Below are 14,648 nucleotides of genomic sequence, written 5' to 3' on the forward strand. Positions count from 1 at the left end.
GAGCACCCCACGTTACTTACCTTTTATGATTTCCCGTCCGCCATCTGGCGGAGCCTGTATTCCACCAATCTCATCGAATCGTTCAACAAGCAGCTGAAAAAATACGTTAAACGCAAAGAACAGTTTCCGAATGAAGCGTCCATCGAACGGTTTTTGGTCAGCCGGTTCGACGCGTACAATCAAAAGTTTTCCACCCGCTGTCACCTGGGCTTCGCCCAGGCCCAACATCAATTGGAAGAGATGTTTCAACGGCAGGGTTAACTTCAAGGCTGGAAGAGGACAGCCGTTTACACAAAATTATTGACGGTCCCGGCCCTGGCTCTGCAAAACAGACTGCTGATTATCCTCAGTGTCCTTCTGCTGCTGATGCCGTTTATTACCGTTGGCTTCTTCTGGGTGCTCCAGTACATCTGATTAATCGTTTCATATTTTCGTACATAGTTAAAGCCGGCGTTTTCCAGTTTTTATCGGTTGCGGATATTTTTCAAATGTGCATTGTTGAAATCATCAATAGACCTGTGAGAGTATATAAAAATACTAAGCAGCGATCCTCCTAAACCGGCAAATTATACCAGTAAATTCCCTGTCTGCCCCCTGGGCCAATACGCTATCATAATTAGTACGTTTACTTATATTCATTAGGGGTTATATATAAAGATATTAAAACGAGCAGACAGCGGAGCCGAAAGACGGAGGACCATTAAGCAGGCACACATGATAAAACTAAGACTGCGGGGGAAGCACAGGAGACGTTACGTAATTAGGTAAGGGGAAACAAAGAAGCATGCGGATTGTGCTTTAGCTTTGTGCTATTGAAAGGGGTATTTTTTATGCAGGAGCAATGCGAAAATATCACGCTGGACGACATTATGTTAACGTGTGACGGATACTTACATGTAGTAATGGAAGGGGAGCGGTCCTTGCATTTAAAGGACAATGACGGCTTTCGTTACTACTATGACAAAAAAACGCAATGGATTTACGCAGAGAATGGCAGGGGCGGATGGAACTTCCTGGATATCGTCGAGAAGCCCCAAACCACCTCATACCGAAGCACCGTGCTTGAACGGGTGAAGCTGAGGCTTAAAAAAGTGAAGTGGGCTTTTGATAATTAATAAAGGCGAAGTGCTGCGCTTCAATGAAAAGCTGCGATAGATAGGCGGAGGCCCCCATGCCGGGGTCTCCGCTTTTTATGCGCAAAAAAGCGGCCCCCGTTTTGAAGGCCGCTTATGAGCGTGAAATGCTATTTCATTGCCTGCTGCATCGCGTCAAATACTTCTGTGTTCTGTAAGTTTCCGGAGAAGGCTTCTTCGCCAGGCCCTTCCGCGTAAGCGGTAATATCCACCGCTGTATGATCTGTACTCGTCCAGTCAATACCGGAGCGTTCGCTCAATACATGGTTAAACCCAAGCTCAAGCGTTTCGGCTTCTTCCACCATCGTTTGTTCCTCGTCGGTCATCGTCATGCCGGTATGCTCTTCAAATACTTCGGCCGGAGTCTCATCTCCGAGAAGAACCTGCTCCTGCATGGCTGCCCCGGTTGCTTCTACGTCCTTCAGGCTGGAAGGATGGTTTTCCTCTGTGGCTTCACTGGCGCTTCCGCCTGTGTCGTGGTCACTCGCGACAACGACGAGCGTATCTTCGTGCTCCTCCGAGTAAGCCGTCGCTTCCTCCACCGCCTGTTCAAAGGCTTCGGTATCAGACATCATCCAGGCAGGGTCGTTGGCGTGGCCGGCCCAGTCAATCTGGCTGCCCTCAACCATAAGGAAGAAGCCGTCCTCATCCTGCGACAGGTGGTCAATCGCCGAGGAGGTCATTTCGGAAAGGGATGGCTGCACCGGGCTCTGCTCCATAGAGGTGTTCATTGCGTCATCTGCAAACAATCCCATGATCCGCTCGCCGTCTGCCTCATCCATGGCGCGCTCGGTTTCCACATATTCAAACCCGGCATCAACGGCATGGTCAATGTAGTTTTCGCCGTCTTCGCGGATGCCGCCTTCCGATTCCGGCAGGAAGTGCTCACGTCCGCCGCCGTACATCAGATCAAGGTTTTCATTTTCAGCCATCTGCTTTGCGATTTCAGTATAGTTATTGCGGTCTTCAACGTTAGAAGCAAAAACGGCCGGAGTGGCATGCGTAATGGTCGATGTGGCTACGAGTCCGGTGGATTTGCCCATGTCGGCAGCTTCATCCAGAATGGAGGACTTGGACTCGCCGTCCGGTGTCATGCCGATCATTCCGTTGTTCGTCCGTTCGCCGATGGCGTAAGCCGTCCCCGCAGCCGCTGAGTCCGTGATGACAGCGTCAGCGGAGGAGGTATCCACCTTGCCGGTCGTCATATCCCGCTCTTCCCATACCGGCTCTCCGTCTTTATAAAGGCTGTAGTTTTTCGATACGCTGTCCGAGAACCCGTCGGGAATCATGAGAATCACGTTTTGAGCCTGCGCTTCCTCGGCGGCCGGCTTTGTCTCTCCGGCTGAATCGTTGCTGCCGTCATTTTCCGATGCCATCGCGGTGCTTGCTACCAATCCGCTTGCCCCTAACAGTAAGGCTGCTTTCGTCGAACGCTTCCACTTGCTCATTCAATGACCCCCTATATGTTTTTAGCCGTGGATAACTCCACGCCCCTTACTATAAATAGATTTTATGAAGCGAATATTAGTTTCATTTAAACATCGTGTAAAGAAGATAATGGCAACAGTGCCAAAAGCTTCATATTAAATTTATAGTCTTTGAGATCAATTAAACGAATGTTTGACTGTTTCATTAAAAAAGTATAAGATTCAATTAAACAAACATTTAATCGTTAAATTGAAGGGAAGATAGGTATGGCTAAAACAAACGAACAGTGTGACATATATTGCTACGACCCGGAAAAGGTGGCCCGCGTTCAGGATCAGGTGGGGCAGGTGGATGCACGAAGCGCCTCGCAGTGGTTCAAGGTGCTTGCCGACGAAACCCGCTACAAGGTAGCTTACGCCCTGAACGTCGAGGGAGAGCTTTGCGGGTGTGACCTGGCAAATATTCTTGGGACTTCAACCGCGACGGTGTCTCATCATTTACGGATTTTAAAGCAGGCAGGTGCCGTCACTTACCGCCGCGAGGGAAAACTGGTGTTCTATACCCTGGCCGGAAATCAGATCACTCATCTGCTTGGAGGCATGGAGCCAGAAAAGGAGGAGAAGCCGCTTGGCATCTAAAGAGGAAACCCTTGAACGAAAATCATCGGAGGAAGCATGCTCCTGCTGCAGCGAGGAAGCATCCAGCCGGCCGTCTGCGTCGCGGTCCTTTTCCATCCAATTGACCCCGGTCGAAGAGACGTCGTGCTGCAGTTCGGATAGGGCGGAGGAGGACTGCTGCGCACCGGAGGAGCATGCAGGGCAGACGAAGCCAGAAAAAATTTCACCAACGAACGCGTATACCTTCCAGGTGGAGGGAATGGACTGCCCGTCGTGCGCCGCTACGCTGCAAAAGGGCGTCTACCGCTTACCCGGCGTCCAGGAGGCGAAGGTACAGTACTCGAGCGGCAGCATGCAGGTGTCCACTGATGGCACGCTGGCTCCGGCAGTGATTCAGCAAACGGTGCAGCGGCTCGGGTACGACACAGAGCTTCCGGCATCGGAGGCGGGAGAAGCGTATAACATTTACGGTATGGACTGCGGCTCGTGCGCCGCGACGGTCAGCAAACACTTTGCGCAGCTTGACGGCGTGCGCGACGTCCAGGTGCAGTTTGCGACGGGAAAGATGACCCTCGATCACGAGCTGTCGCAGGAAACGGTAAAAACGGAGGTCCGCCGGCTCGGGTTTGAGGCGGCTCCGGTCACAGAGCGCCGTGCTTCCCCCGGTCAGCCGGAAGCCTCCCCGCTCCGCGGAACGGTGAATACAATCATTTCCGGCGGCCTTCTGCTTGCCGGCATTGCCAGTTCGCTGACGCCGGTTCCGGCCATCATTTCGATTATTCTGTATCTCTCGGTTATTGTCGTCGGAGGCTATAAGCCGGCAAAAAGTGCTTATTTTGCCATTAAAAGCCGGTCGCTCGATATGAACGTACTCATGATGGGCGCTGCGATCGGGGCACCGCTTATCGGAGAATACTTTGAAGGGGCGCTGGTCGTCTGGCTGTTTGCGCTCGGCAATGCGCTGCAGCAGTATTCGGTGGCGAAAACGCGCAAGTCGATCAGCCACCTGATGGACCTCGCCCCGGCCGAAGCCTGGGTAAAGACGGAAAACACGTGGGCCCGGCGTCCGGTGGAGGAGGTCCGTCTCGGACAGACGATGCTCATTAAGCCGGGAGAAAAGATACCGCTCGACGGCACCATTCGCAAAGGCAACTCGATGGTCGACCAGTCGCCGATCACCGGGGAATCGCTCCCGATTGATAAAGCGTCCGGAGATAAGGTATATGCCGGCACGCTGAATGACTTCGGCAGCCTGGAGGTTGAAGTGACCGCACGTCCGGAGGACACGACGCTTGCACGGATTATTCATTTAGTGGAAGAAGCACAGGAGCAGCAGGCGCCAACCCAGAGCTTTGTGGACCGGTTTGCGGCTGTGTATACTCCGATTGTGTTTGCCGCTGCGATTGCGGTCATTGTCGTACCGCCGGTCATTGGTTTTGGCGGCTGGGCGGACTGGGTGTACCGGGGGCTGGCGCTGCTCGTGGTGGCCTGCCCGTGTGCGCTCGTCATTTCGACGCCGGTCGCTATCGTGTCGGCTATCGGCAATGCGGCCAAGCAGGGCGTGCTGATTAAAGGCGGAGCCTTTCTTGAAGCTGCCGGCACCCTGAATGCCCTGGCCTTTGATAAGACGGGTACACTCACCGAAGGCAGACCCGTCGTGGAAAAGGTTTATGCGGCAGACGGCGACGAGGACCGGCTGCTGTCGGTTGCGTCGACCCTGGAGGCGTACTCCAACCACCCGATCGCCCGCGCAATTACGGCGCATGCCGGGGAACAGAAGGTATCCTCCCTTGATGGAACGAATTTTTACGCGGAGCCGGGAAAAGGCGTCGCCGGGACCATTGAAGGCAGAGCGTATGCTGCTGGAAAGCCGGAGTGGCTGAAGGAGCAGGGCGTTCAGACGGAAAAATTCGAAGAAGAAGTCGAGAAGCTTCAAAACGAAGGCATGACCGTCGTGCTAATCGGAAACGGGGAAAGCGTTCTGGGCTACGTAGGCGTTGCCGACAAAATCCGCCCGATGTCCTCGGAAGCGGTACAATCGCTTCATAAAAACGGCATCCGTGAATTGACCGTCCTTACCGGTGACAATGAAGGCACCGCCGCAAAAATTGCGGGCCAGGCGAACATTGACCGGTACATGGCGGGGCTGCTGCCGGAGGATAAAGCTAAAGCCGTGCGCACCCTGCAGCAGGAGGGCCGCCGGGTCGGCATGATAGGTGACGGCATCAATGACGCGCCCGCGCTTGCCACCGCGGATATTGGTATTGCGATGGGAGGAGCCGGAGCAGATACCTCAATGGAAGCCGCCGACATCGTGCTGATGGCGGATAATCTTGAAAAGCTTCCGTATACGATCCGGCTCAGCCGCAAGGCGCTTGGTATCATTAAGCAGAACATCTGGTTTGCGGTGCTGATTAAAGTGGCCGCGCTGGCCCTGATCGTGCCGGACCTGTTGACGCTGTGGATGGCGGTGCTAAGCGATACCGGAGCAGCACTCATTGTTGTCGCAAACAGCCTGAGGCTGTTCCGGCTGCGTGGATAGCTGGCAGCCATATAAATGTAAAAGCCAGGCGGGCGGTCCGTCTGGCTTTTTTGCTGTTTACTGATTTAACGCCTGCTCGAGGCTTTTAATGTTGTCTTCCATTAAAGAGACGTAGGTGGCGTCATTTTCAATATCTTCCTCCATGATGCTCGAAAGGTTGTGCAGGTAGGCGACATCTGCGCCAATTTCGTCCTGCACGGTTTCTGCTGTTTTCGATGGGATGTTTTGCTCGAGCAGCACCGTATGAATATCATTTTCTTCCGCGGTGGCGACAATATCGTTAATTTCCTGCACAGAAGGCTCATCCTGGGCGTTAATTCCGCTTACGGGGATTTGCTCGAAGCCGTACCTCTCCTCCCAGTAGCCGTACGCCGCGTGGGAGACGATAAACTGATTGCTGTCACTATTGTCAGCCGCGTCCTGAAAACCCTGGTCGATGTCTTCAAGGTCGGACGCGAGCGCCTGATAGTTTTCCTCAAAAGTTTTTTCCTGATCCGGCATTTGCCGGACTAACTCGTTTTTAATACTTTCAGCAGCCTGCTGGGCACGGACCGGATCGAGCCATACGTGAGGGTCCACGCCGCCGTGGCTGTGATCGTGTTCTTCTTCATCATGGCCGTGGTCATGGGCGTGCTCTTCTTCCTCGTGGCTGTGGCCTTCTTCGTCGTGACTGTGCTCATGACCGTTGTCATGGCTGTGATTGTGCTCCTCCGACGTATCCAGAAGTTCCATATTATTTGTCAGCTCCAGCACTTCGACATTTTCGCCGTCTACCGTACGTTTCGCTTCGTCCGCGAAGCCTTCCATACCACTGCCGGTCATAATAAACACATCGCCTTCGGCAATATCGGTCAACGTCTGGGGCGTCGGGTCAAAGGAATGGGCGTTGGAGCCGGGAGGGACGACGTTTTCGACATCCACATAGTCACCGCCGATTTGTTTGGCAAAATCCTCCCAGGCGAACAGGGTGGTGTAGACATCCAGCTTTTCGTTTTGTGTCTGCTGCTGCTCATTACTGTCACCGGAGGCGTTTTGCTGATTATTATCACTGGTGCTGCAGGCCTGGAGCATGAGAGCTCCGGCTGCGAGCGAGGCGCCTAAAGCGGCTTGTTTTTTCATCTATATTCGTTCCTTTCATAAGTAGCTTGCTGGTTGGGGGAAGGATTAATGCGCAATCATTTCATGGGTGATTTCTTCGCCGTCCATGTCTGACGGATAGTAGGTTGGCCAGTTGTCCACTTCCTCGAGCAGCTCGTCGCTGTCATCACCCCAGTAGAGGTGGTAGTGCCCGGCATCGGTCGGATTGATATCGTGGTCGCTGAACTGAATGTACTCAGGCATGCCTTCGTCTCCTTGCTCAAGTTCAAAGACGTACCGGACCCCGCGGTTGCCTGCTTCATACTCTAAAATTTCATGGCCGCCCGAAACATATTCGCCGCTCATTTCTTCTCCGTCCTTCACAAAGGTAACGATACCATCGTCTTCAATGGCGATTTCACTCACGTCGGTTTGATAGCCTTCCTCGTAGTATTCCTTGTATTCTTCCTGCGTCATTTCTCCGTCTTCCTCCGCCTTATGGGCGAAGACTTCATCGAGCGTCCCGTCCTCCAAATAAGGATAAACGGACTGCCAGTCGCCGGCCCAATCGGAAAGAGGGCGATCTTCTACTTCATCATTATAGAAAAAGCCGCTGTAAATACGCTCGGATTCGGCGTCCTGGCCATGGCTGTGATCATGGCTGTGGCTTTCTTCCTTCTCGTGGCTGTGATCGTGCTCATGCTCCTCGCTGTTATCACTGTCGGTCTCGTCAGCCTGTTCCTGGTCACTGCCTTGATTTTCTTCTGAGCTTTCCTGACTCTGTTTCTCGGATTCCGAAGCATTTTCGCTTCCCGAGCCTTCCTCCGAAGCGCTGCCGCATCCTGTAATAATCATTGTGCTGACCGCGAGGGCACTTAATCCTTTTAATGGAAATTTTCTCATGAATACCACTCCTTGTATTAATCGTAATCATTACGATTTATTTGTTAAAAAAATGCATGGACCACTCAAGCGTGAGGATGTTCGCTCCCGGTGTGAACAGGTTCGTGCGGAGAAACGAGCCACGGGAAGGGGTCGTGAAAGTCGCTTTCGTCCAACTGCTGTTCTTTCTCGCTTAACAGGCACGCCGTCAGTTCCCGGGTTATCTTCTGCTGATCCAGGTGCTGGCCGATAATCACCAGCTCCGTACATTTGTCACCGACTGCCGGGTCCCAGCTGTCCTTTAGCTCCGGCTGCTCCTCGAGCATGCGCTGCTGCTCGCCGGCGGGGAGGGAGGAGACCCAGTAGGACACCGGCTCAAGCTGAATCGACGTGCCGGCCTGTGAAAGTAAAAGCGCTGTATCATTGCGGGTGGCGCACCAGACAATGCCTTTTGCCCGGATTACCTGCCGGGGAAAGGCCTCCAAATACGCCAGCAGCCGTTCGGAATGAAAGGGAATCCGGCTCCGGAAAACGAAGGAAGAGATGTGATATTCCTCCGTTTCGGGCTCATGCTTCTGTTCGAGCTCCTGCAGCCAGCCCGGGGCCTGAAGAGCTTCATCAAATGAAAATTTTCCGGTCCCAAGTACGCTGGAAGGCTCGACGCGGCCAAACGCCGTTTCAATAATCTCAGCTCTTGGCTGAAGCGCCCGCAGCATGCTTATCAGATGCTGGATCTGCTCCCGGGTGAGCAGGTCTGTTTTGTTTAAAATCAGTACATCGCAAAACTCGATCTGCTCAATCAGCAGGTCGGCAATTTCGCGCTCATCGTCGTCTCCCGCACTTTGCTTGCGCTCCTGCAGCGTTTCGCCCGACGTATAATCGGCCCAGAAGCGGGCGGCATCGACCATCGTGACCATCGTGTCGAGCCGGCAGCTGCCGGAAAGGTCGATCCCAGACTCTTCATCCTCGTATGTAAACGTCTGGGCGACTGGAATAGGCTCGCTGATACCGGTGGATTCGATCAAAATATAATCCACGCCGCCGCGTTCAGTAATCTGCTGGACCTCCTGAAGCAGGTCACCCCGCAGCGTGCAGCAGATGCAGCCGTTCGACATTTCCACTAGATTCTCTTCCGTGCGGGAAAGGGAGCTGCCGCGTTCGATCAGATCGGCATCGATATTGATTTCGCTCATATCGTTGACGATGACCGCCACCTTCCAGCCGGTCTGCTCATGAAGCAGGTGATTCAGCAGGGTCGTTTTCCCGGAGCCTAGATATCCGCTCAGCACAGTGACCGGAATAGTTGAAGACATACTAGATTCCTCCTTATGTAAAATGTAAATCGTAATTATTACGATTTGTGTGCTGCAATTACCTTATAAAACATTTTTTATAATGTCAACGCCTGTTTATGTATTTTTTTAACAAAAATGAATGAACCAAAAAGAAAAAACCCCTGCGCGAAAGGGGTTTTACCGGAAGCTGTGTCGGGAGCTGATTTTTTTAAAATAAAGAGAGCTTCATGTTTCCGGCAGATGCTGGTTCCGTACCACCAGCACATCGCAGGACGCCCGGCGCACCGTGCTTTCAGACACGCTGCCAAGGATAAAACGCTGCGTGCGTCCCATGCCCGAAGCGCCGACCACAATCAAATCAGCCTGGTGTTTGCGGGCGGCCTCCACAGGAACAGCCGTTTTAGGCGTGCCGTATTCGACAGAGTACCGCACGGAACTGAGGCCGTGGTTTTCTGCGTCACTTAACGTCCGGTATTCCTGGAGCAATTCATCCGCGTGTTCTTTATATACGTCGACGAGGTCCTTGGTATAGGGCTCAAGCGAGGAAAGGGACTGCGTGTTCAGCACGTAAATGACCTGAACCCGGCTCTGGTGCTTTTTGGCCATGTCCAGTCCGGCATAGAAGGCGCTTTTGGATGAATCAGAGCCGTCGACGGCGATTAACACCGAATGGTAAACGGCTGATGTGTCGCTGTTTTTCACAACCCAGACGTCGCATTTGGCACGCCGGACAATACCGGCGGACACACTGCCAAGACGCTTCTTTTCGTTTGTGCCGGCGCCGGAACCGCCTGTCACAATCAAGTCCGGCTCGAAGGACTTTGCAATGTCATCTGCGACAGCTGCTTTCGGTATGCCTTCCTTAATAAAAACACGCACGTGGTAAATACCGGCATTCTCGGCTTGTTCTTTGCCCCGGGCGATGATTTCGCTTCCTTTTTTATTTAAGGCATGAAGCATTAAATCCGGATACTGCTTCCGCAGCTCTTTAATATTATGGTAGTCGACGATATGACAAATCCCCAGGGTGCTCTTATAGGCCAATGCGGTATCGATGCCTTTGGCTAAAGCGGCTTCGGATTCCTCCGATCCATCCAGCGCTACGAGTATCCGTCGGTAAGGGAGAGGCATAAGACTTCTTCCTTTCTGTAATCCATCATTTGTGAATCTGTGGAAAGGACTGCTTATATTTCACGCCTGGCGTTACACATTTTACGAAAGGTGGTGTAAAGAATGTAGATGAAGGAAGTGAGGGCCGTGGCCTGCACCAGCCCGAGCTCTGAGCGGAGGGGGCGGGCATATTTAATACCGGTCCATAAACCAATCGCAAAGAGGCAGATCTTTAACACACCAAAATCCAGCACAGAGTACCTGCGGGCAGCCTTGTGTACATGATCAATTAACTGTTGCATTATGGTCCCTCCATTTTAAATGTTTTGAAAAGAGGTACTGAACAGATCACATAAGCGGGAAATGCTCTGAGGCCAGATAATACGTGATTAATTTTTCCTCCGTCGTGGTGGAGGGAGAGGAGGAAAGAGGCAAAGACTCAATAGCCACCACATACATCACGGACTTCCGGAAGCGAATCTCTTCTCCCAGCTCAAAGCTGACCTCTGTGTAATGATCCAGAAAAAGCTCCTCCTGCAGCTCCAGGGGGCTGCCGATAAACCACAGCTTGTTCGGCTGCTCTGTATTTGCAGAAAGGTACACGAACCGGACGAGAGAGTATTGTGCTGCATGAAAGGGCTCGCCCGAATATTTTTGTTCCGATACGTCCATATAACGTGCTCCTTCCGATAATAATTTGGGCTTACGGCCAGCAGGCGTCATAAAATAAAATGAATTATGTAAAATGAAAACGGGAGTAAATGCCAGGGCCTTATTACCTTCATATTTACCAGTATACACTGAAAATAGGGAATTACATCATTAAAAAGTCCTTCAGTATATACTCATGACTAAATATGCACAACTAATAGTTATTATATCAAAATTATACGTTAATACAGAGCAGTATTCTATTCGGGAAAACCCCGTTTTTGAAGGAAATACAAACGGAGGACAAAACTGCCAGCTGTTAAAGAAGACTTAAGCCTGTGTAAAAATAGTGATACCTTTTACGGAGTTAAAGGAATAATTTAACAATAGTAATCTACGGTAAAAGTAACATGAAAATTGGAAATTGTGAGGGGAGAAGATGCTGCCCGAAGTAACAGCCAGCTTTAAAATAGTACACCTGGCTGGGCAGAAAGCTTAGCAGTGAAAGTAAAAAAGCCTGCCGCGGATAATTCCGCAGCAGGCTGCAATTTAGGTGGATGAACGTTTATTCACAATAAAGGACCCAGCAGCCGTGAAAAATTCTCCTTCATCCGGACCGCCGCCGAGCGTTTCTGGTATTCTTCCCAGGTTAATTCCCGGCAGACGGCCTGATCGGATTCAAACACTGATTTCATTTTCCGGGCGGTCGACTGGTCATACATAAAGGCGTTAAGCTCGAAATTAATGCGAAGGCTCCGGATATCCATATTTGCCGTGCCAAGGGTGCTTACATGGTCGTCAATGACCATTGTTTTCGCATGCAGAAAGCCTTCTTCATAAATATAGACAGAGGCTCCTTCCCGAAGCAGTTCCCCGACAAAAAACGATGTCGCCCAGTAGACAAACATGTGGTCCGGTTTATTCGGGATCATGATCCGCACGTCCCGGCCGCTTAATACCGCGACCCGCAGACTTTCGAGCAGGCTGAGGTCCGGAATGAAATAGGGCGTCTGAATATAAATGTAGTCATCGGCTTCCTGGATCATTTTTAAAAAGCCGCTTTTAATCTGGCTTCTGTCCATATCGGGACCGCTCTGGACGAGCTGCATGGCAACGCCGTCTTCCTTCCGGACTTTGGGAAGCGTGGTATCGGCAGAAAGAGTCGAGGAGGGGCCGCCCTTGTTCCAGTCAGAGATGAAATGATCCTGCAGCAAATACACGGAGCCACCCCGCAAACGTAAATGAGAGTCCCGCCAATAACCGAATTTTTTCGTTTTCTTCACGTATTGTCTGCCTATGTTAAACCCGCCCATATAAGCGGTCGTCTGGTCGATAATTACGAGCTTCCGGTGATTGCGGTGGTTCAAGGAAGCTCTGAACAGGGCGGAACGCAACGGGAAAAAAGGCTCTGCCCGACCGCCCGCCTGATGTAACGGCTCAAGCAGCTGCTTCGTTAATTTGATGGAGCCCAGGCCGTCATACAATAAAAATACGTCCAATCCCTCATCAGCTTTCTTTGTCAGCAGCTCGAGGAGCGGGCGGCCGATCTCGTCCGGGGCGATGCTGTAATACTGAATATACACAGAATGGCGGGCAGCCTGTATATCGTCGTATAACTGATCGAATTTTGCTTTTCCATCGGTAATCAGCTCTACCTGATTGTCTTCGGTCAGCGGGGAGCGGCTGGCGTGCAGAAGCATATGCACGAGCTCCTGCTTTTGTCTGCTGCTCTGGCTGTGCTGGAATAATTGCCCCTGGCGAAGAGAGGTCTGCTGCATGTCCATTAACATCTGAGTGCGCGGGGTATCCGCCGAATTCCAGCGCTTGCTCTTTAATTCCCGTCCAAACAGCAGATACAGTATGAGCCCAGCTAGTGGAAGCGTAAGCATGACTAACATCCAGGCCCAGGTAGCCGTTGCACTTTTTCGGCCCCGCAAAATAATCAGCAGTACACACCCAATATTGAACAGTAGAATAATGTAGCCGACCGATTCCCACCATTCTAAGTTTGTCATGAGCGGTCATTGTCCCCTTTGGCTTTGTCTTATGACTCCTGTTTCTCTGTCCCGTAATGCCGGTCGTATTCTCTGCCGTAATGGCGGCGGGCATGAAATTCGTGAACGAGCCGGATCGTTGGACGGATAAGAAACTGGAAGCTTGCTACGACAAACAATGTTACGCCGAGAACGCGCCACGGGCCTTCATAGTAAAAGCAGATACTGCCGATAAAAAACCATAATCCCAGTAAAAAATCGTTGATCGTATAAAGCGTGTGATAAATCTTTTTGAAAAAGGGTGTGTGGCTCTGCATCCGGCTTTCAACGTAAGCATCCCGGGAGGCATTCTCCTGATTGTTTCGTTTATCAGCCTCTGTGGCATTCATTCGACTTCCTCCTTTCGACACTTTTGTAATATTTCATATGCCTATTAACGTAATTTGCTGCTGTAAAACATAATTGTTTACAGAGGCGGAAAAGGTAACATCTAAAAAAATACGCGGTTTAATAAAAATAGAGTGGTGACTGAAATAATCAAAACATAATGAATGGCGGCAGCTGGAGGACAAAAAACCCATTGGTAAGCCGCAAGAGGGACTTTATCTGTTTTCCGGCTTTTTTATGTACTCCAGCCCTTTGCTATAGGGCTATTTGTTGAAAAAAGAGGACCGCCCGGGTCGTTAAGCAGCCCGGGCAGCACGTACGTTAGCATTAATTGTTATCGTGCCTAACCCCTTCAGGATACATACCTGCATTAGCAGTGTTGTGTGTCGTGAAGATTCTATAAACGTTCTCCTGTTGGTTTTCATCTGCTTCTACAAGAAGGACGATGTTTCCCTGCTCCAGATATTTTTCGTATTCATCAGCATCTTCCTTTGACACTCCGGCTCCTGTTAAAGCTCCGGCAATACCCCCGCTGGCCGCGCCGAACGTTCCACCTTGAATAGCCGCAGCTAACGGGCCAGCAGCTGCAATAGGACCTGCACCAGGAATAGCGAGCAGGCCAAGACCGATAGCGCCCCCAAGGACTACACCGCTGCCGGCCCCGATACCGGCGCCTTTACCGGCATCCTTGCCACTGCTGCTTTGATCTTTATCACCAGAAGTATTTATATCAGTTTCCTCTGAAAGATGATCGGCAATCTCCTTGTTTTTCACAAAAACAGATATATCGTCTTTTTTATGACCGCTTCTTTCCAGAGACTGAATGGCATTCACCGCGTCTTCTTCGTTTCTAAATACTCCGCCGATAAGTTTCATTTCCATGATAGGACCTCCCTTTCTAATTAATAATTAAAGTTTTATTTTATTAATAATAGCAGGTTAGATACTTATTACTTTCCTCTCCTGTGCCGGGTGTTACGTTCCTTCACTCATTTATCGCCTCCTTATAAAAAATAAAAAGCCAGAAAAAGGAGCTCTCTCCCTTCTCTGGCTTATAACACAGCATTTTTTCTGGTTATTATCACCAAGCGGTATTTATTTCTACTCATGATTTAACCAGAGAGAAACAGAACTAAACATAGTTTAAACAAATTTTATTTCCAGGGCTCGTATTCTTCTATTCGTTAGAAGCCAACGCGTATTGGGAAAAGTCGTCTTAATTCACAATTTAGAACGGGTTCCAGTCTAAAGGAGGCGGGAATCTATCAGGTTGGTTTCTGCTCTGTTTGGGGGGAGGGGCACTAGACAGTGGTCCTAATGAATTAATCGCGAAGCTTTGGGTGCAAGCATATATTTTTTTACTGGAAATGAAAGTAGTTTTCCTGGTGCCTGCTGATATAGGGGAACTGTCCTGTTCTTTCCCTTTGTTCCTCCACACAGAGAATAGCTTCTGTGTTTAAAGGTCTAAAAGCAGGGGAAAGGTACAAAACAAGTGCACTTGAAATAAATACTTAGTCCTGTGAAAAAGTGCG

The 14,648-nt window shown here is 50.8% G+C and carries 14 protein-coding genes; 4 read left to right on the plus strand and 10 right to left on the minus strand.

What is annotated here, in order from left to right:
• Positions 1–261 (plus strand): transposase (locus G548_RS18245; RefSeq protein WP_022794675.1); only part of this gene is annotated, 261 nt, incomplete at its 5' end.
• A gap of 569 nt (positions 262–830) precedes the next feature.
• Entirely contained in the window at positions 831–1,115 is a 285-nt protein-coding gene (locus G548_RS0113460; protein ID WP_022794677.1) for a hypothetical protein, read from the plus strand.
• A gap of 128 nt (positions 1,116–1,243) precedes the next feature.
• Here G548_RS0113460 and G548_RS18250 read toward each other — a convergent pair whose 3' ends face one another.
• A complete protein-coding gene (locus tag G548_RS18250; RefSeq protein WP_022794678.1) occupies positions 1,244–2,581 on the minus strand; it encodes an alkaline phosphatase in 1,338 nt (445 codons plus the stop codon).
• A gap of 246 nt (positions 2,582–2,827) precedes the next feature.
• Between G548_RS18250 and G548_RS18255 the strand changes: the two genes are divergently transcribed.
• Both G548_RS18255 and G548_RS0113475 read left to right on the plus strand, forming a co-directional pair.
• On the plus strand, positions 2,828–3,199 hold the full coding sequence (locus G548_RS18255; protein WP_022794679.1) for an ArsR/SmtB family transcription factor: 372 nt from the start codon (positions 2,828–2,830) through the stop codon (positions 3,197–3,199).
• On the plus strand, positions 3,189–5,720 hold the full coding sequence (locus tag G548_RS0113475) for a heavy metal translocating P-type ATPase (protein ID WP_022794680.1): 2,532 nt from the start codon (positions 3,189–3,191) through the stop codon (positions 5,718–5,720). Before G548_RS18255 ends, G548_RS0113475 begins: the two co-directional genes overlap by 11 nt.
• Positions 5,721–5,777: 57 nt before the next feature.
• Here the strand turns inward: G548_RS0113475 and G548_RS0113480 are convergent, their stop codons facing one another.
• The 9 genes from G548_RS0113480 to G548_RS0113520 all read right to left on the minus strand — a co-directional run bounded on the left by G548_RS0113480 (position 5,778) and on the right by G548_RS0113520 (position 13,998).
• Positions 5,778–6,839 carry a metal ABC transporter solute-binding protein, Zn/Mn family gene (locus G548_RS0113480; RefSeq protein WP_022794681.1) on the minus strand — a complete coding sequence of 354 codons (1,062 nt, stop codon included), beginning with the start codon at positions 6,837–6,839 and terminating at the stop codon, positions 5,778–5,780.
• Between the two features lie 45 nt (positions 6,840–6,884).
• Positions 6,885–7,700, minus strand: a complete 816-nt coding sequence (locus G548_RS0113485; protein ID WP_022794682.1) for a ZinT family metal-binding protein — start codon at positions 7,698–7,700, stop codon at positions 6,885–6,887.
• Between the two features lie 65 nt (positions 7,701–7,765).
• Entirely contained in the window at positions 7,766–8,992 is a 1,227-nt protein-coding gene (locus G548_RS18260) for a GTP-binding protein (protein WP_022794683.1), read from the minus strand.
• A 207-nt stretch (positions 8,993–9,199) separates the two neighbouring features.
• A complete protein-coding gene (locus G548_RS18860) occupies positions 9,200–10,105 on the minus strand; it encodes a universal stress protein (RefSeq protein ID WP_022794684.1) in 906 nt (301 codons plus the stop codon).
• A gap of 53 nt (positions 10,106–10,158) precedes the next feature.
• Positions 10,159–10,386, minus strand: a complete 228-nt coding sequence (locus G548_RS0113500; protein ID WP_022794685.1) for a hypothetical protein — start codon at positions 10,384–10,386, stop codon at positions 10,159–10,161.
• 46 nt (positions 10,387–10,432) lie between these two features.
• Positions 10,433–10,756 carry a hypothetical protein gene (locus tag G548_RS0113505; RefSeq protein ID WP_022794686.1) on the minus strand — a complete coding sequence of 108 codons (324 nt, stop codon included), beginning with the start codon at positions 10,754–10,756 and terminating at the stop codon, positions 10,433–10,435.
• A gap of 548 nt (positions 10,757–11,304) precedes the next feature.
• Positions 11,305–12,750 carry a cardiolipin synthase gene (cls, locus tag G548_RS0113510; protein WP_022794687.1) on the minus strand — a complete coding sequence of 482 codons (1,446 nt, stop codon included), beginning with the start codon at positions 12,748–12,750 and terminating at the stop codon, positions 11,305–11,307.
• A 29-nt stretch (positions 12,751–12,779) separates the two neighbouring features.
• Positions 12,780–13,118, minus strand: a complete 339-nt coding sequence (locus tag G548_RS18265; protein WP_022794688.1) for a YrhK family protein — start codon at positions 13,116–13,118, stop codon at positions 12,780–12,782.
• 325 nt (positions 13,119–13,443) lie between these two features.
• On the minus strand, positions 13,444–13,998 hold the full coding sequence (locus G548_RS0113520) for a general stress protein (protein ID WP_022794689.1): 555 nt from the start codon (positions 13,996–13,998) through the stop codon (positions 13,444–13,446).
• Between the last annotated feature and the right edge of the window lie 650 nt (positions 13,999–14,648).

It is taken from the genome of Marinococcus halotolerans DSM 16375, assembly GCF_000420725.1.
GTDB classification, from domain to species: Bacteria; Bacillota; Bacilli; order Bacillales; family Marinococcaceae; genus Marinococcus; species Marinococcus halotolerans.